Here is a 25,024-nt window from a genome sequence, read left to right on the forward strand (position 1 = left end):
TGTTAATAAAATGGCGCACATTGTGCGCCATTTTTTTTTGCCCGCTATTTTGCTTTACTGAATTGCCTGTTCATGCCCACTCTGATTTGCTGATACCGGCAGCGGCGTGTTCCGGGCTGACAAGCCGGTGCTCTGAACCTGAGACCCGATGCCTGTCGATACTTCTACCGGGATCCCCGCCCGCCGTGTCAACGCTTTATTCACCAGCAGCTTATCGCTCCCACTTTGCGACATAAACGACGCAAGCGCGCTGGATTGGGCGATTGCCAGAGTTTGTGGGTTTTCCCCCTCCTCCGACGCCAGAGGACGATGCACCTCAACGTAGCGCTTACCGTCCGGCTCCACGGAGAACTTCACCGGCTCATTGATGATCTGCACTCGCGTCCCGACGGACGTCTGGGCAAAAAGCGCTTTGATATCCGGGGCATTCATGCGCATACAGCCGGAACTGACGCGCAGCCCGACGCTATCCGGTGCGCTGGTGCCATGGATGAGGTATTCGCCGTTACCCACGCCCAGACGCAGTGCAAAGCGCCCCAGCGGGTTATTCGGCCCTGCGGGTACTACCGGGGGCAGTTTGATGCCCTTCTCCAGCGAGCGCGCTCTGATGCCCGCTGTGGGGGTCCAGGTCGGATTAGGGATTTTCTGGCTGATGCGGGTGACAGTAACCGGCGTATCCAGACCCAGTTGCCCAATCCCCAGCGGATAAACCTGCACGCTGTTTTCCCCCGGCGGATAGTAGTAAAGGCGCAGTTCGGCCAGGTTCACCACAATCCCTTCCCGGGGAGTGTCCGGGAGCAACATTTGCGACGGAATCGTAATCACCGTTCCCGGCGCAGGATAAACCGGGGCGATAGTATTATTGGTTTCGAGAATTAAGTGCGCAGCGGTATTAAACCGGCGCGCAATTGCCTGCAGGTTATTATCCCCTTCCTGAATGACATACGTCTGGTTTTGCCCAATAAGACGACTGCCCGCCGGTGGCAAGGGATAATCCATCGCCCGGGCGCTATTAAGCGCGCTGAGCGAACCAAAAAGAATGAGAGTGACAAGGGACGCGCGCTTCATACTGAGATTCCTTATTCACTGACTGGACGTCAGAAAGCTGAAAAATCCACGAGGCGGGAACCACCTCGTGAAACAGAATGATAGCTGTCCTGTAAGTCTAGCTAATGTTGGCGGCTTTGGTGCGGATTGCGCGGATCATCGCCTCAAGTCCCTGCGAACGGGAAGGCGTTAAATGCTGGGTCAGCGCCATTTTTTCAAACCACGGGCGCACGTCGAAAGCGACAATATCCTGAGGGGACATCTGCTGATATAAAATAAACACGACAGCAATTAGGCCTTTTACTATTGCCGCATCACTATCACCCGCTAATTCAATTACCCCGGCGTCATTCTGGTGCATTATTATCCACACCTGGCTCTGGCAGCCCTGAATACTGTTTTCCGGGATGTGCGCCTCTGGACTCAGCGGAGGCAGACGCTGCCCCAGCTCAATGATGTAGAGGTATTTCTCTTCCCAATTTGCGCAACGCGTAAAGTTGCGCAGTAATTTGTCTCTGTCTGGCAACGCAGCCATCTTTTGCCCTCTTTTAGCCCAGCAGATGGTGGATACGCTTCAGCCCTGCCACCAGTCTGTCGACCTCTTCCATTGTGTTGTACATCACCAGCGATGCGCGGCACATCGCCGGTACCTGATAGAACGCCATCAGCGGCATGGCGCAGTGGTGGCCGGTGCGTACCGCTACCCCGTAATTATCAAGAAAACTGCCGACGTCATAGGCGTGGTGTTTCCCCAGATTAAAGGCGATCACTCCCTGGCGGTCGGCCGGGCCGTAGAGGGTCAGATCCGGCACGCTGGCCAGCTCTGCCAGTGCATAGTGCATCAGCATCTGCTCGTACTCGGCAATGGCATCAAGGCCAATGGCCGAGACATATTCCATCGCCGCCCCGAGGCCGATAATACCGCCAGTGTTGGGCGTTCCGGCTTCGAAACGCCACGGCGCGCGGGCGTAAGTGGTGCCTTCGCTCAGGCTGACGGTGGCGATCATCGACCCGCCCCCTTCCCACGGCGGCATCTTTTGCAGAATGTCGTCTTTAACGTACAGCACGCCGATACCGGTCGGTCCGTAGAGCTTATGCCCGGAGAAAACGTAGAAATCGCAATCCAGCGCCTGAACATCAACGGTGTGGTGCATCACCGCCTGCGCCCCGTCCACCAGCACTTTTGCGCCAACCTGATGGGCTTTGGCGATGATCTCTGCCACCGGGTTTTCGGTTCCCAACACGTTGGAGATCTGGGTGAGGGTCACCAGGCGGGTACGTTCATCCAGCAAGGTATCCAGCCGGTCAAGCTGTAACGTTCCGTCCTGATTGAGAGGGATCACCCGCAGTTCCGCGCCGACGCGCTCGCACAGCATCTGCCAGGGCACAATATTGGCGTGGTGTTCCATCTGGGTGATGATGATGTTATCCCCCGCATGAACCTCAGCACTGCCCCAACTGTTGGCCACCAGGTTAATCCCCTCGGTGGTGCCGCGTACAAATACCAGCTCTTCCGGCGAGCGGGCATTTAAAAATGCCGCCGCCCGGGTACGGACGTTCTCCATCCGCTGCGTCGCCTCGGCGCTGAGGGTATGGATCCCCCGGTGCACCGCCGCATAACCATGCCGGTAAAATTCCGCTTCGGCCTCGATCACCTGCGCAGGCTTTTGCGCGCTGGCAGCGCTGTCGAGATAGGCAAGCGGCAGACCGTTCACTTCACGGGTCAGGACAGGGAAATCCGCCCGCACTCTCTCTACAGGAAATGTCATGCCACACCTCCGGGCAGACGCTGACCGATACGCGCCAGCACCTGCTGTCTTAAGGTTTCATCCCCGAGCGCTTCGGTCAGCTCGGCGGCAAAGGCGTAAATGATCATTTTCTCTGCCGCCTGCTTGTCGATCCCGCGGGAGCGCAGATAGAACATCTGCTCATCATCAATACGGCCTACCGTTGCCCCGTGGCTGCACTTCACGTCATCGGCATAGATTTCCAGCTGCGGTTTGGTGTCCACCTCTGCCAGCCGGCCCAACAGCAGATTGTTGTTGGTCATCTGCCCGTCGGTTTTGATGGCGTGCTGCGCCACATTGATCAGCCCGTTAAAGACCGCTCGCCCCTTATCGCTGACGATTGTTTTATGCAACTGACGGCTGTTGCAGTAGCCCTTATTGTGCTCAAGCCAGGTGCGGGTGTCGCACACTTCGTTTTTCACTGGCATCGCCAGGCTGTTGATGCGCAGCGTGGTATTTTCGCCGTTCAGCTGGGTACTGGTGTTATGGCGCAGTACCGCTCCGCCCAGCAGGAAGCTGTGGCTGAATGCCGTCGCATCGGCGGCAAGCCGCAGATCGTTATGGGCAAAGTGGTGGCTCGCCGCATTCTCAAACGCCAGCTTGATGTGGTGTAACCGGGCGTTAGCCGCCACGTTCATGGTCAGACGGCCGCCGGTAAAGTGCCTGGCCGGGGTCAGGCTGGCGTAGTGTTCGATAAGGGTCGCCTCTGCCCCTTCGCCCAACTCCAGATGATGGCGATAGTGGGCGGTGTTGATCTCGTCCCCTTCCAGCCCCTGGGTGATATGCAGCAGAAGCAGCGGCTTCGCCGGGCGCGTGTTGCGCTTCACGCTGATATGGGTCACGCTTTGCGCCAGGCTCTCGGTGAGATGCAGGAACACCTCAGGCTGCACCGGTGCCGCCAGGTTCTGATGCTCGTCGTTGATAACAACCTCAAACCCGCTGTTGTCGGTGCTGTCGCTCAGCGCCGGGTTAAAGCGCCCGTCAACAAACACCAGCCGGGTGGCATCCAGGGTAAGAGCCAGCGCATCCCGATCGGCAGGCGCGACGCTTGCCGGACGCGCCACGAAGTTGCCGTTGAGTAGCCCTTCCAGCGGGGTGTATTTCCAGTTTTCATGCTTACGCGTCGGTAACCCCAGGCGCAGCATCTGCTGCAGGTGCTGCTCGGCCTGCGCCGAGCGCGCCCCGCCCTGAGCCTCAAACAGACGGTGCCACTGCTGCAGCGCGTTACTGCTGTTCGCTAAGCCAGCCATAGCCCTGCTCCTCCAGCTGTTTCACTAGCGTGAAATCACCGGATTTCACAATACGCCCCTGATAGAGCACGTGCACGTAATCCGGCTTGATGTAATCGAGAATACGCTGGTAGTGGGTGACGATAATGAACGACCGTTTGCCGTCGCGCAGGGCGTTAACGCCGTCGGCGACAATTTTCAGGGCGTCGATGTCCAGCCCGGAGTCGGTTTCATCGAGGATGCACAGCTCCGGCTCCAGCACCGCCATCTGCAGAATGTCGTTGCGCTTCTTCTCCCCGCCGGAAAAACCGACGTTGACCGAGCGGGTGAGCAGGTCTTCCGGCATCTTCAGCAGCTGGATCTTCTCTTCCATCAGATCCTGAAAATCAAAGCGATCCAGCTCCTCTTCGCTACGGTATTTGCGCACGGCATTGAGCGCAGTCTGCAGGAAGAACTGGTTGCTGACGCCCGGGATCTCCACCGGATACTGGAAGGCCATAAAAATGCCTTCGCCAGCGCGATCTTCCGGCGACAGCTCCAGCAGATCTTTGCCTTTAAACTCCACCGATCCGCCAACCACTTCATAATCTTCGCGTCCGGCAAGGGTTGCCGAGAGCGTACTTTTCCCCGAGCCGTTCGGCCCCATAATGGCGTGCACTTCACCCGGACGAACCTCCAGGCTCAGGCCGCGCAGGATCGCTTTATCTTCCACACTGACCTGTAAATCTTTAATGCTTAACATGTGCTTTCCTTAATCCTTAACCGACGCTGTGTTCAAGGCTAATCGCCAGTAATTTCTGCGCTTCAACGGCAAACTCCAGCGGCAGTTCCGAGAACACATCCTTACAGAAGCCGTTCACAATCATGGATATGGCATCCTCTTCGCTGATGCCGCGCTGCAGGCAGTAGAAGAGCTGATCTTCACCAATCCGCGAGGTGGTCGCTTCATGCTCCAGCTGAGCGCTGTTGTTACGGCATTCGACGTACGGGAAGGTATGCGCCCCGCAGTCAGGGCCAATCAGCATCGAGTCACACTGGGTAAAGTTACGGGCGTTGGTGGCGGTTGGCATAATCTTGACCAATCCCCGATAGCTGTTCTGGCTTTTGCCCGCCGAAATCCCCTTCGAGATAATGGTCGATTTGGTGTTCTTGCCGATGTGGATCATCTTGGTGCCGGTATCGGCCTGCTGATGGCCGCTGGTGAGCGCCACCGAGTAGAACTCGCCGATGGAGTTGTCCCCGCGCAGAATGCAGCTCGGGTACTTCCAGGTGATGGCGGAGCCGGTTTCCGACTGAGTCCACGACATCTTGCTGTTCTCGCCTTCGCACAGGGCGCGCTTGGTGACGAAGTTCAGAATGCCGCCCGTGTTGTTATCCCCCGGGAACCAGTTCTGCACCGTCGAGTATTTCACCTCGGCGTCTTTATGGATGATCACTTCCACTACCGCGGCGTGCAGCTGATAGCTGTCACGCACCGGGGCGGAACAGCCCTCGATATAGCTGACGTAGCTGCCCTCATCGGCCACCAGAATGGTGCGTTCAAACTGACCGGTTTTCTCGGCGTTGATGCGGAAATAGGTCGATAGCTCCATTGGGCAACGTACGCCCTTAGGTACATAGATAAAGGTGCCGTCAGAGGCCACCGCCGCGTTCAGCGCAGCAAAGAAGTTGTCGTTGCCCGGCACCACGGTACCGAGATACTTCTTCACCAGCTCGGGGTGATCGTGAATGGCTTCGCCAAAGGAGCAGAAAATGATCCCCTGCTCACCCAGCTTTTCCCGGTAGGTGGTGGCGACCGAAACGGAGTCGAAGATGGCATCTACCGCCACCTCACGCCCTTCGCGCACCGGGACGCCAAGCTGCTCGAAAGCCTCTTCCACCTCTTTGCTTAAAAAGGCGTTAGTGCCGGTCTGCTGCACCGCGCCGGGTTCAGAGGCGCAGGTATCGTCGCAGTTGCCGCACGACGGCGCAGAGTAGTAGCTGTAATCCTGATAGTTCAGCTTATCGTAGTGCGCCTTCAGCCAGTGCGGCTCGTCCATCTCCAGCCAGGCTTTGAACGCATTGAGTCGGAACTCCAGCATCCACTCTGGCTCGTTACGCCTTGCAGAGATAGCGCGGATGACCTCTTCGTTGATCCCTTTTGCCATCTCATCGGTCTGCAATTGGGTGAAGAAGCCTTCTTTGTAATTGATATGGCCGCCGGACCAGGTGTTGACATCGTCAGTTGCTTCAGTATGTCGAGACATAATACCGCCTATACCCCAAAACTTTCGCCGCAGCCGCATTCGTTCTGGGCTTTCGGGTTATTGAATTTGAATAACTGGTTTAAGCCTTCGCGCACGTAATCCACTTCCGTACCGTCGATAAACGGCATTGCCTGCAAGGGAACATACAGCCGGGCACCGTCCTGCTCGAATAGCAGGTCGTCTTTAGCCGGTTCGCTGACGGTATCCAGCACATAACCAAAACCGGCACAACCGGTCGTCTTAACGGCTAACCGCACACCGAGCATGCCCTCCTTTTTGCTCACCAGGTCGCGTATATGCGCCGCTGCGGAAGGTGTGAGCGATAAACCACGCCACGCAAATTCTGTTGGATCGAATGTTTCTGAATGCTGTTGCATAAATCCACCTCTTGTAGTGCGCCCCCAGGGCATAACACCATGTTAGTGATAATGATTATCACTTCAACCCCTCAGTTGCAGGGGCATTCGGCTTAACCGCCCTTTTTGGCTACTTTCATTAAGCATAGACCCTGCTACGAGGGTTAACAGGGATGATCACATTTACTTAACACATTGATCGAAAGCGTAATTTTCGCTTTATTTGGGGCTGTACGCGATAAATGCAAAATATGTATAGAAAATGCCTATTTTTGAGATAGGAGGAGGGGTGGCTTCGCTGTTCGTACCTGTAAGCGTATTCCGAAAGCGGCCCGAAGGGGGCTAATAACAGGCCTGGGGTGCGCTATCCTTGCTGTATAGGGCCAGCAAAAGGAGGGGATATGCTTACTGCACTATTGATAACCGCCATCCTTGCCGTGGTCATTACCGGTCTGGTGTTCCTGTCAGCCATGCAGGACATTAAAGATGATTATTGAAGGGACAAAAGGCCGCGGTTGAGACGCGCAAAAAAGAAAGCCCTTAAGACTACCGCAGGTAATCTTAAGGGCTTCTTGTTCCATCCGGCGCTTATCTCCGGCACTCATCATGGCTTAGCTCTTGAAGGAACACCGGAATAGTCTCATAAACGTTGATCTGCGAATTAACAAAAATTGCGTCCTTTCTGAAAGCAGCGCGATATCAACGGGATGGAAAACAAAAAAGGCCGCTTTCGCGGCCTTAGTTTTTACACGACCGCGGTGGTCAGCCGCGACGAGCAGCACAAATTCTGCTGTTCATCGAAGATATCAATCTGCCACACCTGGTGTCGCCTGCCAGTATGCAGGGCGCGACAAACGCCCCGTACCCGACCGCTACGCACGGAACGTAAGTGGTTGGCATTAACCTCCAGCCCCACCACCTTTTGCTCTCCTTCGGTGCAGAGATACCCCGCCACCGAGCCAAGGGTTTCGGCCAGCACCACAGACGCACCGCCGTGCAGCAGGCCAAACGGCTGATGGGTACGACTGTCCACCGGCATGGTCGCTTCCAGTTCATCCTCACCAATGCGGGTAAACTGAATGTCCAGTAATCCCACCATGTTCCCGTCGCTCATGGCGTTTAACGCCTGCAAGGTGACCGCACGTTTCCAGATCATCCCATAATCTCCAGCAGAGCCTGCAGTGGATGGCGCACGCCGCTCCCCTCGACACGTTTGACCTGGCTTCGGCACGAGTAACCGGTCGCCAGGCAGCGATTACGCGGCAGACGCTGCATCGCCTGGTGCCAGGAGAGCTCATAGATCCCCAGCGAGTTTTTATGGTTCACCACCTCATGGCCATAGGTTCCGGCCATGCCGCAGCAGCCGACGCTGACGCTCTCGAGCTTCGCGCCAAAGCGGGCAAAGATCGAGGCCCACTGGGCAGGCGCACCCGGCAGTGCGGTCACTTCGGTACAGTGGCCGAACAGATACCAGGATTCGCCGCTGATTTCCTGGGGCGCTTGCCCGTCGACAATGGTCGGAAGCCACTCATGCACCAGCATCACGTGGAATTCTCCGCGCTTGTCGCCCAGGGTCTGCTTGTACTCATCGCGATAGCAGAGCACCAGGGCCGGATCGACGCCCACCATCGGCATCCCCAGAAGTGCCACCCGGCTAAGGAAGTCAGAAGTCTTCTGCGCCGTTTTCGCGAAACGATTGAGGAAACCTTTAATATGCTGGGCTTTGCCGTTCGGCGAGAACGGCAGCAGTACCGGCTGATAGCCCAACCGCTCCACCAGACGGATAAAGTCAGCCACCACCTGCGCATCGTAATAGCTGGTAAACGGATCCTGAACCACCAGCACCGTTTTCGCCTTTTGCTCGTCACTCAGCGCTTCAAGCTGCTCAAGGGTAAGGTTGGCGGAACGGTGGCCCACCATCTGGCGTTGCAGAGAAGGCGTGGAGAGCAGAGGCAGATCGATCATGCCGATATGCTTCTCGGACAGCTTGCGTACCAGCGGCTGGTTGATAAAGAAGTTGAAAGTGCGTGGTGCGCGGGCCATCAAGGGCGCATAGCTCTCGACCGTTGCCACCAGGTGATCGCGCACCGGACGCAGGTAACGGCTGTGATAGAGCTGCAGGAAGCGCGAGCGGAACTCCGGCACGTCGATTTTGATCGGGCACTGCGTGGAACAGGCTTTACAGGCCAGGCAGCCCGACATCGCCTCTTTTACTTCATGGGAAAAATCGTACTCCCCTTTGCGCGCATGCCAGCTGTTGCGGGTGCGTTCGACGAGAGTGCGCAGGCTGGCGCGTTTCTCCGGCAGCTCTTTCTCCAGCGCCAGCGGATCCACGCCGCGATCGGCCAGCAGACGCAGCCACTCGCGCACCAGCGTCGCACGCCCTTTCGGAGAGTGGATTCGGTTGCTGGTGATCTTCATCGACGGGCACATCGGGCTTTTGGCATCAAAGTTAAAGCACAGCCCGTTGCCATTACACTCCATGGCGCCACGCCAGGAGGATCGCACCGCAATCGGGATCTGGCGATCGAAGGTGCCGCGTTTCACCGCATCCACCTGCATCATCGGCGCATCAACGCCCATTGGCGGACAGATTTTACCCGGATTGAGGCGGTTGTCCGGATCAAAGGCCGCCTTGATTTTGCGCAGTTCGTCGTACAGCGCTTCGCCAAAGAAGGCCGGGCTGTACTCCGCGCGGAACCCTTTTCCGTGTTCGCCCCACAGCAGGCCGCCGTACCGGGCCGTGAGTGCCACCACCTCGTCGGAGATCTGTTTCATCAGTATCTCCTGCTGCGGATCGCACATGTCCAGCGCCGGGCGAACGTGCAGCACCCCGGCGTCAACGTGGCCGAACATGCCGTAGCTCAGGCCGTGGCTGTCGAGCAGCGCGCGGAATTCGACAATATAGTCAGCGAGATTTTCCGGCGGGACGCAGGTATCTTCGGCAAAGGGGATCGGCTTGGCCGCGCCTTTAGCGTTCCCCAGCAGGCCCACCGCTTTTTTACGCATCGCATAGATACGCTCGATGCCTGCCAGCTCGTTGCACACCTGCCAGCCAATGACCCCGCCTTCGCCCCGGGCAATCAGCTCGTCCAGACGCTGGCACAGAGCTTCGACCTGGCTTTCAATGAGTTCAGCGTCATCACCGGCAAACTCAACGATATTCAGACCCAGCATCTCTTTGTCGGGTACGTCGGTGATCAGCTCGCTGACCGAATGCCAGACGATATCTTCCCGCGCCAGGTTGAGCACTTTCGAGTCGACGGTTTCTACCGACAGGGCGCGGGCATCGACCATGAAAGGTGCATTGCGCAGCGCAGAGTCAAAGGAGTTGTACTTCACATTCACCAGACGTCGCACTTTCGGCAGACGGGTGATATCAAGGCGCGCCTCGGTGATAAAGGCCAGCGTGCCTTCGGAGCCGGTCAGGATGCGGGTCAAATCGAACTGGCTGAGGTCATCATTGAACACATGGCGCAGATCGTAGCCCGTCAGGAAGCGGTTCAGTTTTGGGAATTTATCGATAATCAGTTGGCGATTGTCGCGACAGCTTTCCAGCACGGTGCGGTAGATGCGACCGGTGGTGGTCTTGTCTTTGCCGAGCGTCTCGGCCAGTTCGACCGGTACGGGCTGGGTATCGAGAATATCCCCACCCAGCAGCACCGCCCGCACGCCAAGGACGTGATCGGAGGTTTTGCCGTACACCAGCGACCCCTGGCCGGAGGCGTCGGTGTTGATCATCCCACCGAGAGTGGCGCGGTTACTGGTCGATAGCTCCGGCGCAAAAAAGTAGCCGAAGGGCTTCAGGTACTGGTTAAGCTGATCTTTAATCACCCCGGCTTCTACCCGCACCCATCCCTCTTCCGGGTTGATCTCAATGATACGGTTCATATAGCGGGACATATCGACAACGATCCCCGTATTCAGCGCCTGGCCATTGGTGCCAGTGCCACCGCCGCGTGGGGTAAAGATCAGCGAAGCGAAACGCTCCTGGGAAGCCAGACGGGCCAGCAGGGCCACATCAGCGGTAGAACGGGGAAAAACGACTGCATCGGGAAGTAGCTGGTAGATACTGTTGTCGGTCGCCATGGTCAGCCTGTCGGCATAACGTGTGGCGGTATCGCCGGTAAAACCCTGTTGCTCCAAAGCCTGCAAAAAATTGAGCACCAGCTGAACGACGCCAGGTGCCTGAGAAATTTGTGGGATCATTACTGTCGACCCTGCCCCATCTGAATTGTTGTAGATAATCGTTTGCGTTGTGCTTCCCTGTTTGTATCACATTTTTTTCTTATGCGCCCGACAGAATTACAGGCAGAATCTGCCTGTTAAAAATCGCTGAAATCACTAATGATTGTAGTGATGCGGTTTCCTGTTCTCACCGGCCTTTCCGGTGTAATTCAAAGGTGAATTTCATATATGGTCAATCGACACCAGCCCAGGGACGTTGCGCAAGTTTTGCTGTCGGTGCTGTTTCTGGCAATCATGATTATTGCGTGTCTGTGGATTGTGCAACCCTTCATTCTGGGCTTTGCCTGGGCAGGCACGGTGGTTATCGCCACCTGGCCACTGTTTCTTCGGCTGGAACGTTTACTCTTTGGTCGCCGTGCGCTGGCCGTGTTGGTTATGACGCTGCTGCTGGTGCTGCTGTTTGTGATCCCGGTGGCGTTACTGGTGAACAGCCTGGTGGACGGCAGCGGCCCGCTCATCTCCAGTATTACCAGCGGGGATATGACGCTCCCGACGCTGGACTGGCTCAACGATATTCCACTGATTGGCGATAAGCTCTATGCCGGCTGGCACAACCTGCTGGACATGGGTGGCAGCGCCATTATGGCGAAAGTTCGGCCCTATATTGGCGCGACCACCACCTGGTTTGTGGGGACTGCTGCGCACCTGGGTCGCTTTGTTGTCCACTGTGTCCTGATGCTGTTGTTCAGCGCCTTGCTGTACTGGCGCGGCGAGCAGGTTGCCCTTGGGGTTCGTCATTTTGCAACACGTCTGGCGTCAGCGCGTGGCGATGCGGCGATGCTGCTGGCGGCGCAGGCCGTGCGCGCGGTGGCGTTGGGCGTAGTCGTAACGGCGCTGGTACAGTCGGTGCTGGGTGGGATTGGTCTGGCGCTTGCTGGCGTGCCTTACGCCACGCTCTTTACAGTGCTGATGCTGTTGACCTGCCTGATGCAGCTTGGCCCTCTGCTGGTACTGGTCCCGGCGATTGTGTGGCTCTACTGGAGCGGGGATACCACCTGGGGCACGGTGCTGCTGGTCTGGAGCTGCGTGGTGGGCACGATGGACAACGTGATCCGACCGATTCTGATTCGTATGGGTGCCGACTTGCCGTTAATCCTGATCCTCTCCGGCGTTATCGGCGGGTTGATCGCTTTCGGGATGATCGGGCTGTTTATCGGGCCGGTGCTGCTGGCGGTCTCCTGGCGACTGTTTTCCGCGTGGGTGCAAGAAGTTCCGCTGCCGCCGACCAACCCGGATGTCCTGTTGCAGACGCTTCAGGACGAACGAGAGCTTAAAAAGTAATACTCATGCTTCTGGTGGGTTCGCCCACCAGAATGTTAAGCGTCACTTATCATTCAGATTTCCCTTAAGCGCAGCTAAAGCCGTTTTTATCCGCAATTGCCTCATTCCTCTAATAAAATCTTCATTTTCTTTAAACTATTGAGACGAATCTGATCGACGCAAAAATCCACCATGCCTACTATTAGGTCACGGTTATGAATCAACAACACCTTGATTTATAAGCATGGAAATCCCCTGAGTGAAACAACGAATTGCTGTGTGTAGTCTTTGCCCATCTCCCACGATGGGCTTTTTTTTATCAATTTTTCAGGCGGTTATGCGTTTTACGTTTTGAGGTGAGCCATAGGTGTGTAAACACCGGAAGCGCAAATTATCAAAATTTTAATTTCTAATAATCAATATCTTACCTTGTATCTAAAAAACAAAGCAGCCGCATTCCAGTCTCTTTAGTTTGAGCAAACGGGGAAAAATAAAAAGGCGAGAACCTAAGTCCTCGCCTTTTTGTATTGCAGAAGCGTGACGTTACTTGTTCAGTTCCGCCAGGCTCAGCCAGGTTTGCACTACGGTGTCCGGGTTCAGGGACAGGCTATCAATCCCTTCTTCCATCAGCCAGGCAGCAAAGTCTTCATGGTCGGACGGCCCCTGACCACAGATGCCGACGTACTTGCCCTGTTTCTTCGCGGCACGGATGGCCATCGACAGCAGCGCTTTGACTGCCTCGTTACGCTCATCAAACAGCGCAGAGACCACGCCGGAGTCACGATCCAGACCCAGCGCCAGCTGCGTCATATCGTTGGAGCCGATAGAGAAGCCGTCGAAGTGTTCCAGGAACTGCTCTGCCAGCAGGGCGTTGGACGGGATCTCACACATCATAATGATTTTGAGGCCGTTCTCGCCGCGCTTCAGCCCCTGACGCGCCAGCTCGTCAATAACCGCTTTCGCCTGATCGACGGTACGCACGAACGGCACCATGATCTCGACGTTGGTCAGCCCCATGTCGTTGCGCACGCGTTTTACCGCCTCGCACTCCAGCGCAAAGCAGTCGCGGAAGCTGTCGGAGACGTAACGACCGGCACCACGGAAGCCCAGCATCGGGTTCTCTTCTTCCGGCTCGTAACGCTCGCCGCCCACCAGGTTAGCGTATTCGTTAGATTTGAAATCAGAGAGACGCACGATGACGCGTTTCGGGTAGAAAGCTGCGCCCAGCGTGGCGATCCCTTCGGTCAGACGGCCAACGTAGAACTCTTTCGGCGAGTCGTAGCCCTTCATCATCTCGCGGATCTCTTTCTGCAGCTTCGGATCCTGGTCGTTGAATTCCAGCAGCGCACGCGGGTGAACGCCGATCATACGGTTGATGATGAACTCCAGACGCGCCAGGCCCACACCTTCGTTTGGCAGACAGGCGAAGTCAAAGGCACGATCCGGGTTACCGACGTTCATCATGATCTTCAGCGGCAGATCCGGCATGGTGTCAACGCTGGAGCTCTTCACGCTAAAGTCGAGGATCTCGGCATAGACGTAACCGGTATCGCCTTCGGCACAGGAGACGGTAACGTTCTGATCGTCCTTCATGCGTTCGGTGGCGTCACCGCAGCCGACCACGGCCGGGATGCCCAGCTCACGAGCGATGATAGCCGCGTGACAGGTACGGCCGCCACGGTTGGTGACAATCGCCGCCGCCTTTTTCATGATCGGTTCCCAGTCCGGGTCGGTCATGTCGGTGACCAGCACGTCGCCCGGCTGGATACGGTTCATTTCGCTGATGTCGTGGATCACCTTCACCGGACCTGCGCCGATGCGGTGACCGATAGCACGGCCTTCAGCGATGATGTTGCCCTGCGCATGCAACGTATAACGCTCCATTACCTGACCGCGGGAACGCACGGTTTCAGGACGCGCCTGGACGATAAACAGTTTGCCGGTGTTGCCATCTTTGGCCCACTCGATATCCATAGGACGGCCATAGTGCTTCTCAATCTGCACCGCCTGCTTCGCCAGCTCCTGCACTTCGGCATCGGTCAGCGAGAAGCGGTCACACTGCTCCTGTGGCACATCTTCAATCCGCACCTGCTTGCCATGCTCCTGGGTCGGCGCATAGATCATGCGGATTTTTTTCGAACCCATGGTGCGACGCACGATTGCCGGACGATCCGCGGCCAGGGTTGGTTTGTGAACGTAGAATTCGTCCGGGTTGACAGCACCCTGCACCACCATCTCGCCCAGACCCCAGGCGGAAGTGATAAAGACCACCTGATCGAAACCCGATTCGGTATCAATAGAGAACATCACGCCTGACGAGGCCAGATCCGAACGCACCATGCGCTGCACGCCAGCCGACAGCGCAACGCCGCGGTGGTCATAACCCTGATGCACGCGATAGGAGATCGCACGATCGTTAAACAGGGAGGCAAACACATGCTTTACCGCCACCAGCACGGCATCGTAGCCCTGCACGTTGAGGAAGGTCTCCTGCTGCCCGGCGAACGAGGCGTCCGGCATGTCTTCTGCGGTAGCAGATGAGCGCACGGCAAAGGAGGCCTGAGCATCATCAGCAGAAAGCTGGTTGTAGGCGTCGTGAATGGCTTTTTCCAGTTCAGGCTGGAAAGGTGTATCGATGATCCACTGGCGGATTTGGGTCCCGGCTTTGGCAAGCTCAGAGACATCATCAATGTCCGTGTTATCCAGTAGTTCGTAAATGCGCTGGTTTACGCCGCTTTGATCCAGAAAATAGTTAAAGGCATCGGCGGTAGTAGCAAATCCATTCGGTACGGAGACACCCATACTGGACAGATTCGTAATCATTTCACCCAGGGAGGCATTTTTGCCTCCAACTCTGTCTACATCATTCATGCCGAGTTGGTTATACCAAAGCACCAGCGGTGACGAGCCATTGTTGGACATCGAAACAATCCTTTTGTGATATATGAACGGGTTTTAAGAAACTCCTTACTGCGTATTTATACTGTCATATTTATCCGCGCTAAAAAAACGGTGAATCGTGTAAGCACTTTTATTTTTTAGCTTTTCAGACTGTTCCCGCTTAAATCCTAACCTGATGATTATTATAGAATCCCACAAAAAACATCAGACTTTAGGGTGATTTTGAAAAATGAAACACCCCTTTCATTAAAAATAAAAATAGTGTTTCATTTTTATTTTAGGTGCGGCATTGACTGTTGTATTTTACTTTTTTAATTTAAGCTTTCAGTCAATTACATCTGATATACAGAGTGTGCCAAATGGATAATGCTGTCGATCGCCACGTTTTTTATATTTCCGATGGTACGGCCATCACCGCCGAAGTGTTAGGCCATGCGGTGATGTCGCAATTCCCGGTGTCTATCAACAGCATCACGCTGCCGTTCGTGGAAAACGAGAGCCGCGCCAGAGCGGTTAAAGATCAAATCGACGCCATTTTCCAGCAGACCGGCGAGCGTCCGCTGGTGTTCTACTCGATTGTGATCCCGGAAATTCGCAATATCATTCTGCAAAGCGAAGGCTTCTGTCAGGACATTGTCCAGGCGCTGGTGGCCCCACTGCAGGAAGAGCTGAAGCTGGACCCTACACCAGTGGCGCACCGCACCCACGGCCTGAACCCGGCCAATCTTATCAAGTACGACGCCCGAATCGCCGCCATTGATTATACCCTCGCCCACGATGACGGCATCTCAATGCGTAACCTCGATCAGGCGCAGGTCATCCTGCTCGGCGTCTCGCGCTGCGGCAAAACCCCCACCAGCCTTTACCTGGCCCTTCAGTTCGGGATCCGCGCAGCAAACTATCCCTTTATCGCCGACGATATGGATAACCTTGTCCTTCCCGCGGCGCTCAAACCCCTGCAGCATAAGCTGTTTGGGCTGACCATCAACCCGGAACGACTGGCGGCGATCCGCGAAGAGCGCCGGGAGAACAGCCGCTACGCCTCGATGCGCCAGTGCCGGCTGGAGGTGGCTGAAGTGGAAGCCTTGTACCGTAAGAACAACATCCCGTGTCTGAACAGCACTAACTATTCGGTAGAAGAGATCGCCACCAAAATCCTCGATATTATGGGTCTCAATCGCCGCATGTACTAACAGGCTAGTACATTAGTCCATAATCCTTTATACTCGCACTCCATCACAGGGCACCGCTTGTGCCCTGCACTTGAATTCAGCGGGGATTGGTTTAAGGTGATGCCCATCACTTCCCGGTAAGTTACCGATGAAGCACTACATTCTGAGAAATACCATGAATAAAACCGATGAACTCCGCACAGCGCGTATCGATAGTCTGGTCACGCCAGCTGAACTGGCCCAGCGGTACCCTGTTTCTGCGGCAGTGGCAGAAAACGTGACAACGTCACGTAAACGTATTGAAAAAATCCTTAACGGTGAAGATCGCCGCCTGCTGGTGATTGTTGGCCCCTGTTCTATTCACGACCTTGATGCCGCAATGGACTATGCCCAGCGCCTGAAAGGGCTGCGGGATAAACACCACGCCCGCCTGGAAATCGTGATGCGCACCTACTTCGAGAAGCCGCGTACCGTGGTGGGCTGGAAAGGGCTGATCTCCGATCCCGACCTGAACGGCAGCTACCGGGTAAATCACGGTATTCAGCTGGCGCGCAAACTGCTGTTGCAGGTTAACGAGCTGGGCGTTCCCACTGCTACCGAATTCCTCGATATGGTGACCGGACAGTTTATCGCCGATCTGATCAGCTGGGGGGCTATTGGTGCCCGCACCACTGAAAGCCAGATCCACCGTGAAATGGCTTCGGCGCTCTCCTGCCCGGTGGGCTTTAAAAACGGTACCGACGGCAATACCCGCATTGCGGTGGATGCCATCCGCGCAGCCCGCGCCAGCCATATGTTCCTGTCGCCGGATAAGAACGGTCAGATGACCATCTATCAGACCAGCGGCAACCCATACGGCCATATCATTATGCGTGGCGGCAAACAGCCAAATTATCACGCCCAGGATCTGGCCGAAGCCTGCGATACCCTGCGTGAATTTGACTTGCCCGAGCAACTGGTGGTGGATTTCAGCCACGGCAACTGCCAGAAACAGCACCGCCGCCAGCTGGACGTTTGCGATGAGATTTGCCAGCAGATCCGCAACGGCTCTACCGCTATTGCCGGGATTATGGCCGAGAGCTTCCTGCGCGAAGGCACGCAAAAAGTGGTGGTCGGTCAGCCTATCACCTACGGTCAGTCGATTACCGACCCCTGCCTGAGCTGGGAAGATACCGAAGTCCTGCTGGATAAACTTGCTGCGGCGGTGGACTCCCGTTTTTAACGCCTGCGCCGGGTAGCAGTTGCGTCTTGCCCGGCCTGCTCAAGCTCCCTTCACCGGCCCGGTAAGCGCAACGCCACCGGGCTTTTTTACAGACCGCGCCACCCCGCACCTCCCTCACGTCACTGTTTTTTCATAAAACGCTTGCCGTCAAAATCGATTTGTTGATAATGATTATCATTGTTACATTGATTGCTATTTTGAAAAACACTATGTCACGTATGGATAACACTGCTGCAACGCTCACTCGTCCTGAAGACAAAACACAGCCTGCACCAGGCGCGACCGACCGTCGCATCGACAGCAAACAACTGTTGGGCAAAGAGGGCCGCGTCATTATCGAGCATGACGGCCAGCACTACCTGCTGCGTCAGACACATGCCGGAAAATTAATTCTCACAAAATAAGCCCCCCGCCAGCCACCCAGGTTCCCCAGGCAGCCAGCGCTTTTCACTTTTAAATGGAGAGTGGCTCATGCCATACCTGAACACCGTGTTTTTACGCCCGTCGCTGCTGGCGCTGGCGATCGTCAGTGCCCTGCCGGGAGCGGCTATCGCCGCCACCGACGACATGACCGTTACCGCCACCGGTAATGCCCGCAGCGCCTTCGAAGCCCCGATGATGGTCAGCGTCATTGACGCCAGCGCCCCGGAAAATCAAACCGCCAGTTCTGCCACCGACCTGCTGCGCCACGTACCCGGTCTGACGCTCGACGGGACCGGTCGTACCAATGGCCAGGACGTCAATCTGCGCGGCTACGATCGTCGCGGCGTGCTGGTGCTGGTTGACGGCGTGCGTCAGGGCACCGATACCGGTCACCTGAACAGTACCTTCCTCGACCCGGCGTTGATTAAGCGCATTGAGATCGTGCGCGGGCCATCGGCCCTGCTGTATGGCAGCGGCGCGATGGGCGGGGTGATCGCCTATGACACTGCCGATGCGAAAGACCTGCTCCAGGCCGGACAAACCAGCGGCTATCGTGTATTTGGCACTGCCGCCACCGGCGATCACAGCCTGGGGATGGGTGCCAGCGCCTTTGGCCGCACTGATACTCTCGATGGCCTTGTGGCCTGGTCGAGCCGGGATCGCGGAGATATCCGTCAGGGCGGCGGCGGCACCGCGCCGAATGACGAATCGATCAACAACATGCTGGCTAAAGGCAGCTGGCAGATGGATCAGGCCCAGTCCCTGAGCGGATCGTTGCGCTATTACAACAACGCGGCGCAGGAGCCGAAGAACCCGCAAACTATCGAGGCCGATGACAGCAGCAACCCGATGACCGACCGCTCCACCATTCAGCGGGACGTGCAGCTGGGATATCACATCGCTCCGGCGGGCAATGACTGGCTAAACGCCGATGCCCGCATCTACTGGTCTGAAGCGCGTATCAATGCCCAGAATATCAACGGCACCGGCGAATTCCGCCAGCAGACCACCCAAGGCGGCAAAGTCGAGAACCGCACCCGCCTGTTCGCCGACTCCTTCGCCTCGCACCTGCTGACTTACGGCGGAGAGTATTATCGTCAGGAGCAGGAGCCGTCCGGTGCCACCACCGGCTTCACGGATGCGCGTATCGATTTCAGCTCCGGCTGGCTGCAGGATGAGATCACCCTGCGCGATCTGCCCGTCACTCTGCTGGGCGGCACCCGCTACGATAACTATCGCGGCAGCAGCGATGGCTACGAGGATGTGGATGCGGATAAATGGTCATCCCGTGCCGGGATCACCATCTCCCCGACAGAGTGGCTGATGCTGTTCGGCTCTTATGCTCAGGCCTTCCGCGCCCCGACGATGGGCGAAATGTATAACGACGCTAAACACTTCTCCATTGGCCGCTTCTACACCAACTACTGGGTGCCGAACCCGAACCTGCGCCCGGAAACCAACGAAACCCAGGAATACGGGTTTGGTCTGCGCTTTGACGATCTGCTGCTGGCTAATGATGCGCTGGAGTTCAAAGCCAGCTACTTTGATACCAACGCTAAAGATTACATCTCCACCACCGTCGATTTTGCCGCGGCCACTACCATGTCGAACAACGTGCCGAACGCCAAAATCTGGGGCTGGGACATGATGGCGAAATACTCTGCCAGCCTGTTCACCCTGGATGTCGCTTATAACCGCACCCGTGGCAAAGACACCGACACCGGGGAGTATATCTCCAGCATCAGCCCGGACACCGTCTCCAGCAAGCTGGATATCCCGGTGGCGCAGAGTGGCTTTAGCCTTGGCTGGATCGGCACCTTTGCCGATCGCTCCACCCACGTGAGCAGCAGCTACAGCCACCAGCCCGGCTACGCGGTGAATGATTTTTACGTCAGCTATCAGGGCCAGCAGGCGCTGAAAGGCGTGACCACCACGCTGGTGCTGGGCAACGCCTTCGACAAAGAATACTGGTCGCCGCAGGGCATCCCGCAGGATGGCCGCAACGGCAAGATTTTCGTGAGTTATCAGTGGTAATGACCCTGCCCTGGCGCTGCCAGGACATTTATCCGAAAGGAAGAGAGAATGAATCACTACACACGCTGGCTTGAGCTAAAAGAACAACATCCCGGGAAATACGCCCGTGACATCGCTGCTCTGATGAACATCAGCGAAGCGGAACTGACCTGGGCGCGGGTGGGGCATGATGCGTGGCGTCTGCACGGCGAAATCCGCGAGATCCTCGGCGCGCTGGAAGCGGTGGGCGAAACCAAATGCATCTGCCGCAACGAATACGCGGTTCATGAACAGGTAGGCGCGTTTACTAACCAGCATCTGAATGGCCATGCCGGGCTGGTGCTTAACCCGCGTGCGCTGGATCTGCGTCTGTTCCTTAGTCAGTGGGCCAGCGCGTTTCATATCACCGAGACCACCGCCCGCGGCGAGCGTCAGAGCATTCAGTTTTTCGACTATCAGGGCGATGCGCTGCTGAAGGTGTACACCACCGATAACACCGACGTGTCCGCCTGGGGCGATCTGCTGTCCCGCTTTATCTTTGCCGACAATCCCCCGCTGGCGCTGAAAGCTGCCGATCCGACAACCAATGTGACAACTGCCGACGCCGCGACGGTGGACAGCGAGTGGCGCGCGATGACCGACGTCCATCAGTTCTTCGGCCTGCTGAAACGCCACAGTCTGACCCGTCAGCAGGCGTTCCGGCTGGTGAGTGACGATCTCGCTTGCCAGGTCGATAACCGCGCGCTGTCGCAGCTGCTGAACGACGCCCGCCAGGCGGGCAACGAGATCATGATCTTCGTTGGCAACCGCGGCTGCGTGCAGATCTTCACCGGCACCGTGGACAAAGTGGTGCCAATGAAAGGCTGGCTGAACATTTTCAACCCGGCTTTTACCCTGCATCTGCTGGAGGAGACCATCGCAGAAAGTTGGGTAACGCGTAAACCTACCACCGACGGCCACGTTACCAGCCTCGAACTCTTTGCCGCCGACGGGACGCAGATCGCGCAGCTTTACGGCCAACGCACTGAAGGTGAACCAGAGCAGAGCCAGTGGCGTTCGCAGATTGACGCTCTCACGGTAAAAGGGCTGGCCGCATGAGAACCCTTCTCGCCCTGTTTTTCGCCCTACCGCTGGCCGCCTCTGGCGCTGCGCAGGAGAAGATCGTCGCCCTTGGCGGCGACGTGACGGAAATTGTCTACGCCCTGGGTGCCGAAGACGCGCTGGTGGCACGCGACAGCACCAGCCAGTGGCCGAAGCAGGCTACCGCCCTGCCGGACGTGGGTTATTTGCGCCAGCTTAATGCCGAAGGGATCCTGGCGATGCGTCCGACGCTGGTGTTAGCCAGCGCGCAGGCACAGCCTTCTCTGGCGCTAAAACAGGTCGGGCAGAGCAAGGTGAATGTGGTAACAGTGCCGGGCAGCAATGCCCTGAGCGTGATCGACGAGAAAGTGCGGGTGGTGGCGCAGGCGACGCACCGAGTTGCCGAAGGGGAAGCGCTGCGCCAGCGCCTGCAGCAAGAGCTGGCGGCACTGCCCGCCTCGCCCATCAATAAGCGCGTGCTGTTTATTCTCAACCACGGCGGGATGACCGCTATGGCCGCCGGGCAGGATACCGGTGCCGATGCGGCGATCCGCGCGGCCGGGCTGCGTAACGCCATGCAGGGGTTCTCCCGCTATCAGCCGCTCTCCCAGGAAGGGGTGATCGCCAGCCAGCCCGATCTGGTCGTGATTTCACAGGACGAGGTAAATGCTATGGGCGGGGAAGCGAATCTCTGGAAGCTGCCAGGTCTGGCGCAAACCCCTGCCGGTCGGAACAAACAGGTATTGCAGATTGACGATATGGCGCTGCTCGGGTTTAGCGTGCGTACCCCGCAGGCCATTGGCCAGTTGCGCAGTAAAGCCGAGCAACTGCCCTGATGCCTCGTCGGGTCAGCTTATCCCTGTGGGGACTGGCAATGACGCTGGCGCTGATGACGTTGCTGGCCACCGGTTTTGGCGCGTTGCGCCTGCCGATGACCGTGCTGTGGAACGGCGGTGACGAGGCGCTGCGCCAAATCTGGCTCACCATTCGTCTGCCGCGGGTGCTGCTGGCGCTGGTGATTGGCGGCTCGCTGGCGCTGGCGGGCTGCGTAATGCAGGGGCTGTTTCGCAACCCGCTCGCAGACCCCGGCTTGCTGGGGATCAGCAGCGGTGCCGCCTGCGCCGTCGCACTGTGGGTGGTGTTACCCGTTACCCTCCCCGCTCTGCTGATGCTTTACGCCCCGATGCTGGCGGCCTTTCTCGGTGCGCTGGCAGCCACGGTGGTGATTTTCCTGCTCAGCCAGCAGCGGGAAAGCTCCCTCTCGCGCCTGCTGCTGGTAGGGATCGCCATCAACGCGCTGTGCGGCGCGGCGGTGGGTGTCCTCTCCTGGGTCAGTAACGACGCGCAGCTGCGTCAACTCTCACTGTGGGGCATGGGGAGCCTCGGCCAGGCGCAGTGGTCCACTCTGCTGGCGGTCACCTCGCTAATGATCCCCACGGTGCTGGTGATCTGGCGCCTGGCGGCGGCTCTCAACCTGCTGCAGCTGGGCGAGGAAGAGGCTCACTATCTGGGCGTGGATGTGCGCCTCGTTCAGCGTGTTTTGCTTCTGTGCAGCGCCCTGCTGGTGGCGGCTGCGGTGGCGGTCAGCGGGGTGATTGGCTTTATTGGCCTGGTGGTGCCGCACCTGATGCGCATGTGGCTGGGGTCGGATCACCGGGCAGTGATCCCCGGCTCGGTGCTGGCGGGGGCGTTTCTGCTGCTGATGGCGGATACGGCTGCACGCACGTTAGTCGCGCCAGCAGAGATGCCGGTGGGACTGCTGACCAGTATTCTCGGTGCCCCCTGGTTCCTGTGGCTTATTTTCCGTCGTGGAGGTCAGCATGGCTGAACCCTTGCTCGCTGAAGGCTTGTCTTACTCCGTGGCGGGCCGGGAGGTGGTTCGCGACGTTTCGCTGTCGCTCGCGCAGGGGGAACTGGTGGCGCTGATCGGCCCCAACGGGGCGGGGAAATCTACTCTGCTGCGCCTGTTAACAGGTTTTCTTACGCCCGCTGCCGGGCGCTGTCTGCTGGACGGTAAAGCCCTGGAGAAGTGGAGCACCCAGGCGTTATCGCGTCAGCGGGCGGTGATGCGCCAGCAAACCCAGTTGGGATTTGACTGGCCTGTAGAAGCGGTAATCGGGATGGGGCGTGCCCCCTGGACGCCGCAGCCTGAGGCGCGGATTGTCAGCGAGGTGATGCAGCTCACCGGGTGTCACCTTCTGGCCGGTCGTCGATACGCGGCCCTGTCGGGCGGAGAGCAACAACGTGTGCAGTTGGCGCGTTCGCTGGCGCAGCTGTGGTGCGAGGGCGGGCCGCGCGGCTGGCTGTTTCTTGATGAGCCGACCTCAGCGCTGGATCTCTACCACCAGCAGCATCTGCTGCGGTTGCTGAAGGCGTTGACTGCTCACGGGAAGCTACACGTCTGCGTGGTGCTGCACGATCTCAATCTGGCTGCCTTATGGGCCGACCGGATCGTGCTTTTACATGAAGGCAGGATTGTCTCCCAGGGAACGCCGCCATCGGTGCTGCAGGCTGACGACCTTACGCGCTGGTACGGCGCGCAGGTGCACGTTGGCCTGCATCCCCTCAACTCCACTCCCCAGGTGTTTCTTGCCCCTTAGCTTGAGCAACTCACTTCCAGCCGCTTACCCCAGTCGGGCGGACGGTTGATATAGTCATCATTGCGGTCGGCAAACGGCGTGCGCAGGGCTTCATGTAAGCGGTGAAGCTCGGCGTAGTCGCCTTTTTCAGCCTGCTCGATCGCCCGCTGCGCCAGCCAGTTGCGTAGCACCATGGCTGGGTTAACGGCACTCATCTGCGCCTGACGCTCATCATCCGCGATGTTTTCACGCTGGAGGCGGGTACGGTAGATTGCGAACCAGTCATCAAAGGCCTGACGGTCGATAAACTCATCGCGCAGCGGTGAGGCGGCACTGTGCTGCTCGGTTTGCCCCAGCATACGGAAGGTGCGGGTGTAATCGCTGCCTTCCCGTGCCATCAGTGCAAACAGGTTATTGAGGATCTCATTATCCCCCTGCTCCTGGGTCATCATCCCCAGCTTACGGCGCATCAGTTTGCCGTACTGCTGTAGCAGCACCTCCTGGTAACCATCCAGGGCGTCGTTGAGGGCATCGACATCGATAAATGGCGACAGGGACTGCGCCAGCCGCTGCAGGTTCCACAGCCCTACCGCAGGCTGGTTATCAAAGCTGTAGCGCCCCTGATAATCGGAGTGGTTACAGATATAGCCTGGCTGGTAGTCGTCGAGGAAACCGTACGGGCCGTAATCGATGGTCAGGCCGAGAATCGACATGTTATCGGTGTTCATTACGCCGTGGGCAAAACCCACCGTCTGCCAGCTGGCGATCAGCGAGGCGGTACGCGCCACAACATCCAGGAACCAGAGGATGTATTTATCGGCATCGTCTTTCCACTGCGGCCAGTAATGGTTAATGACAAAATCCGCCAGCTGGCGAACTTTCTCCGGCTCGCGGCGATAGTAAAAGTGTTCAAAATGACCGAAACGGGCGTGGCTTTGCGCAATGCGGATCAGCATCGCGCCCTGTTCCATCGTTTCACGCGCCACGGGCGTATCGCTGGTGACTATCGACAGCGCGCGGGTGGTGGGGATCCCAAGGGCGTGCATCGCTTCTGAGGCCAGGCTTTCGCGAATGGTTGAACGCAGGACGGCGCGCCCGTCACCCATACGCGAGTAAGGCGTCAGCCCGGCCCCTTTCAGGTGCCAGTCCATCGTTTGTCCGTTAGCAAGCTGCTGCTCGCCGAGCAAGATCCCTCGCCCGTCCCCCAGCTGTCCGGCCCATACGCCGAACTGATGTCCGCTGTAGACCTGGGCCAACGGCTGCATGCCTGGCAGCAGGGTTTCGCCGCCAAAGACGCCAGCGCCCTGTTCAGGCGTAAACAGCGTTTCGGGGATCGCCAGATCGGCGGCCAGCGCCGTGTTATGCCAGATCAGGCGGGCATTATTCAGGGGAGTGGGTTTCAGGGCCGTATAAAAACCGGGTAATTCGTCATGCCAGTGCGCGGTAAAAGACAGGGTCATA

Annotated in this window: 20 protein-coding genes and 1 other RNA gene; 10 read left to right on the plus strand and 11 right to left on the minus strand. The window is 57.6% G+C overall.

The features are described from left to right. Positions 1–54 precede the first annotated feature (54 nt). From ldtE to ydiJ, 9 genes are all read right to left on the minus strand, one after another. Positions 55–1,068 carry a L,D-transpeptidase LdtE gene (ldtE, locus tag C3F35_RS01845; protein ID WP_103793172.1) on the minus strand — a complete coding sequence of 338 codons (1,014 nt, stop codon included), beginning with the start codon at positions 1,066–1,068 and terminating at the stop codon, positions 55–57. A 97-nt stretch (positions 1,069–1,165) separates the two neighbouring features. Beyond that, complete coding sequence (gene sufE, locus C3F35_RS01850) at positions 1,166–1,582, minus strand: cysteine desulfuration protein SufE (RefSeq protein ID WP_032617769.1); 417 nt, start codon at positions 1,580–1,582, stop codon at positions 1,166–1,168. Between the two features lie 13 nt (positions 1,583–1,595). Next, positions 1,596–2,816: a cysteine desulfurase SufS gene (sufS, locus tag C3F35_RS01855; RefSeq protein WP_059308140.1), complete on the minus strand. Its 1,221-nt coding sequence runs from the start codon at positions 2,814–2,816 to the stop codon at positions 1,596–1,598. After that, positions 2,813–4,084: a Fe-S cluster assembly protein SufD gene (sufD, locus tag C3F35_RS01860; RefSeq protein ID WP_103793171.1), complete on the minus strand. Its 1,272-nt coding sequence runs from the start codon at positions 4,082–4,084 to the stop codon at positions 2,813–2,815. The genes sufS and sufD overlap by 4 nt, the downstream gene beginning before the upstream one ends. Further along, entirely contained in the window at positions 4,059–4,805 is a 747-nt protein-coding gene (sufC, locus tag C3F35_RS01865) for a Fe-S cluster assembly ATPase SufC (RefSeq protein WP_032617766.1), read from the minus strand. Before sufC ends, sufD begins: the two co-directional genes overlap by 26 nt. A gap of 16 nt (positions 4,806–4,821) precedes the next feature. Then, positions 4,822–6,309 carry a Fe-S cluster assembly protein SufB gene (sufB, locus tag C3F35_RS01870; protein WP_032617765.1) on the minus strand — a complete coding sequence of 496 codons (1,488 nt, stop codon included), beginning with the start codon at positions 6,307–6,309 and terminating at the stop codon, positions 4,822–4,824. An 8-nt stretch (positions 6,310–6,317) separates the two neighbouring features. Then, a complete protein-coding gene (gene sufA / locus C3F35_RS01875) occupies positions 6,318–6,686 on the minus strand; it encodes a Fe-S cluster assembly scaffold SufA (protein ID WP_032617764.1) in 369 nt (122 codons plus the stop codon). A 724-nt stretch (positions 6,687–7,410) separates the two neighbouring features. Further along, a complete protein-coding gene (menI, locus tag C3F35_RS01880) occupies positions 7,411–7,821 on the minus strand; it encodes a 1,4-dihydroxy-2-naphthoyl-CoA hydrolase (RefSeq protein ID WP_032617763.1) in 411 nt (136 codons plus the stop codon). Then, a complete protein-coding gene (gene ydiJ / locus C3F35_RS01885) occupies positions 7,818–10,874 on the minus strand; it encodes a D-2-hydroxyglutarate dehydrogenase YdiJ (RefSeq protein ID WP_103793170.1) in 3,057 nt (1,018 codons plus the stop codon). Before ydiJ ends, menI begins: the two co-directional genes overlap by 4 nt. Positions 10,875–11,081: 207 nt before the next feature. On the opposite strand from ydiJ, the gene ydiK reads away from it, so the two are divergent. Together ydiK and rprA are read left to right on the plus strand one after the other, a co-directional pair. After that, positions 11,082–12,194, plus strand: coding sequence for an AI-2E family transporter YdiK (gene ydiK / locus C3F35_RS01890; RefSeq protein ID WP_103793169.1), 1,113 nt, complete (start codon positions 11,082–11,084; stop codon positions 12,192–12,194). 188 nt (positions 12,195–12,382) lie between these two features. Beyond that, positions 12,383–12,493: antisense sRNA RprA (gene rprA, locus C3F35_RS01895), an RNA gene on the plus strand. 223 nt (positions 12,494–12,716) lie between these two features. Here rprA and ppsA read toward each other — a convergent pair. After that, positions 12,717–15,095 (minus strand): phosphoenolpyruvate synthase, encoded by a 2,379-nt coding sequence (gene ppsA, locus C3F35_RS01900; RefSeq protein ID WP_059308144.1) that lies wholly within the window; start codon positions 15,093–15,095, stop codon positions 12,717–12,719. A 338-nt stretch (positions 15,096–15,433) separates the two neighbouring features. On the opposite strand from ppsA, the gene ppsR reads away from it, so the two are divergent. The 8 genes from ppsR to C3F35_RS01940 all read left to right on the plus strand — a co-directional run bounded on the left by ppsR (position 15,434) and on the right by C3F35_RS01940 (position 23,584). Beyond that, on the plus strand, positions 15,434–16,267 hold the full coding sequence (gene ppsR, locus C3F35_RS01905; protein ID WP_032617758.1) for a posphoenolpyruvate synthetase regulatory kinase/phosphorylase PpsR: 834 nt from the start codon (positions 15,434–15,436) through the stop codon (positions 16,265–16,267). A gap of 154 nt (positions 16,268–16,421) precedes the next feature. After that, the gene (aroH, locus tag C3F35_RS01910) at positions 16,422–17,468 is read left to right on the plus strand and encodes a 3-deoxy-7-phosphoheptulonate synthase AroH (protein WP_032617827.1); all 1,047 of its coding nucleotides are present in this window, start codon (positions 16,422–16,424) and stop codon (positions 17,466–17,468) included. Between the two features lie 167 nt (positions 17,469–17,635). Further along, entirely contained in the window at positions 17,636–17,872 is a 237-nt protein-coding gene (hemP, locus tag C3F35_RS01915; RefSeq protein ID WP_032617757.1) for a hemin uptake protein HemP, read from the plus strand. A 67-nt stretch (positions 17,873–17,939) separates the two neighbouring features. Continuing rightward, positions 17,940–19,925 carry a TonB-dependent hemoglobin/transferrin/lactoferrin family receptor gene (locus tag C3F35_RS01920; protein ID WP_103793168.1) on the plus strand — a complete coding sequence of 662 codons (1,986 nt, stop codon included), beginning with the start codon at positions 17,940–17,942 and terminating at the stop codon, positions 19,923–19,925. Between the two features lie 48 nt (positions 19,926–19,973). Then, positions 19,974–21,002, plus strand: a complete 1,029-nt coding sequence (locus C3F35_RS01925; RefSeq protein ID WP_103793167.1) for a hemin-degrading factor — start codon at positions 19,974–19,976, stop codon at positions 21,000–21,002. Then, positions 20,999–21,820 (plus strand): heme/hemin ABC transporter substrate-binding protein, encoded by an 822-nt coding sequence (locus C3F35_RS01930; protein WP_103793166.1) that lies wholly within the window; start codon positions 20,999–21,001, stop codon positions 21,818–21,820. Before C3F35_RS01925 ends, C3F35_RS01930 begins: the two co-directional genes overlap by 4 nt. Continuing rightward, entirely contained in the window at positions 21,820–22,812 is a 993-nt protein-coding gene (locus C3F35_RS01935; protein WP_103793165.1) for a FecCD family ABC transporter permease, read from the plus strand. Before C3F35_RS01930 ends, C3F35_RS01935 begins: the two co-directional genes overlap by 1 nt. Next, a complete protein-coding gene (locus C3F35_RS01940; RefSeq protein ID WP_032617751.1) occupies positions 22,805–23,584 on the plus strand; it encodes a heme ABC transporter ATP-binding protein in 780 nt (259 codons plus the stop codon). Before C3F35_RS01935 ends, C3F35_RS01940 begins: the two co-directional genes overlap by 8 nt. Here the strand turns inward: C3F35_RS01940 and selO are convergent. After that, a complete protein-coding gene (gene selO / locus C3F35_RS01945; RefSeq protein ID WP_103793164.1) occupies positions 23,581–25,023 on the minus strand; it encodes a protein adenylyltransferase SelO in 1,443 nt (480 codons plus the stop codon). The two genes, C3F35_RS01940 and selO, sit on opposite strands and share 4 nt — an antisense overlap. Between the last annotated feature and the right edge of the window lies 1 nt (position 25,024).

The sequence above is a fragment of the Leclercia sp. LSNIH3 genome, assembly GCF_002935105.1.
Taxonomy (GTDB): domain Bacteria; phylum Pseudomonadota; class Gammaproteobacteria; order Enterobacterales; family Enterobacteriaceae; genus Enterobacter; species Enterobacter adecarboxylatus.

What these genes read in the sequence shown, in the direction of transcription:
- ldtE (WP_103793172.1), bottom strand. Translation starts at nt 1,068, where the DNA reads ATGAAGCGCGCGTCCCTTGTCACTCTCATTCTTTTTGGTTCGCTCAGC.
- sufE (WP_032617769.1), bottom strand. Translation starts at nt 1,582, where the DNA reads ATGGCTGCGTTGCCAGACAGAGACAAATTACTGCGCAACTTTACGCGT.
- sufS (WP_059308140.1), bottom strand. Translation starts at nt 2,816, where the DNA reads ATGACATTTCCTGTAGAGAGAGTGCGGGCGGATTTCCCTGTCCTGACC.
- sufD (WP_103793171.1), bottom strand. Translation starts at nt 4,084, where the DNA reads ATGGCTGGCTTAGCGAACAGCAGTAACGCGCTGCAGCAGTGGCACCGT.
- sufC (WP_032617766.1), bottom strand. Translation starts at nt 4,805, where the DNA reads ATGTTAAGCATTAAAGATTTACAGGTCAGTGTGGAAGATAAAGCGATC.
- sufB (WP_032617765.1), bottom strand. Translation starts at nt 6,309, where the DNA reads ATGTCTCGACATACTGAAGCAACTGACGATGTCAACACCTGGTCCGGC.
- sufA (WP_032617764.1), bottom strand. Translation starts at nt 6,686, where the DNA reads ATGCAACAGCATTCAGAAACATTCGATCCAACAGAATTTGCGTGGCGT.
- menI (WP_032617763.1), bottom strand. Translation starts at nt 7,821, where the DNA reads ATGATCTGGAAACGTGCGGTCACCTTGCAGGCGTTAAACGCCATGAGC.
- ydiJ (WP_103793170.1), bottom strand. Translation starts at nt 10,874, where the DNA reads ATGATCCCACAAATTTCTCAGGCACCTGGCGTCGTTCAGCTGGTGCTC.
- ydiK (WP_103793169.1), top strand. Translation starts at nt 11,082, where the DNA reads ATGGTCAATCGACACCAGCCCAGGGACGTTGCGCAAGTTTTGCTGTCG.
- ppsA (WP_059308144.1), bottom strand. Translation starts at nt 15,095, where the DNA reads ATGTCCAACAATGGCTCGTCACCGCTGGTGCTTTGGTATAACCAACTC.
- ppsR (WP_032617758.1), top strand. Translation starts at nt 15,434, where the DNA reads ATGGATAATGCTGTCGATCGCCACGTTTTTTATATTTCCGATGGTACG.
- aroH (WP_032617827.1), top strand. Translation starts at nt 16,422, where the DNA reads ATGAATAAAACCGATGAACTCCGCACAGCGCGTATCGATAGTCTGGTC.
- hemP (WP_032617757.1), top strand. Translation starts at nt 17,636, where the DNA reads ATGATTATCATTGTTACATTGATTGCTATTTTGAAAAACACTATGTCA.
- C3F35_RS01920 (WP_103793168.1), top strand. Translation starts at nt 17,940, where the DNA reads ATGCCATACCTGAACACCGTGTTTTTACGCCCGTCGCTGCTGGCGCTG.
- C3F35_RS01925 (WP_103793167.1), top strand. Translation starts at nt 19,974, where the DNA reads ATGAATCACTACACACGCTGGCTTGAGCTAAAAGAACAACATCCCGGG.
- C3F35_RS01930 (WP_103793166.1), top strand. Translation starts at nt 20,999, where the DNA reads ATGAGAACCCTTCTCGCCCTGTTTTTCGCCCTACCGCTGGCCGCCTCT.
- C3F35_RS01935 (WP_103793165.1), top strand. Translation starts at nt 21,820, where the DNA reads ATGCCTCGTCGGGTCAGCTTATCCCTGTGGGGACTGGCAATGACGCTG.
- C3F35_RS01940 (WP_032617751.1), top strand. Translation starts at nt 22,805, where the DNA reads ATGGCTGAACCCTTGCTCGCTGAAGGCTTGTCTTACTCCGTGGCGGGC.
- selO (WP_103793164.1), bottom strand. Translation starts at nt 25,023, where the DNA reads ATGACCCTGTCTTTTACCGCGCACTGGCATGACGAATTACCCGGTTTT.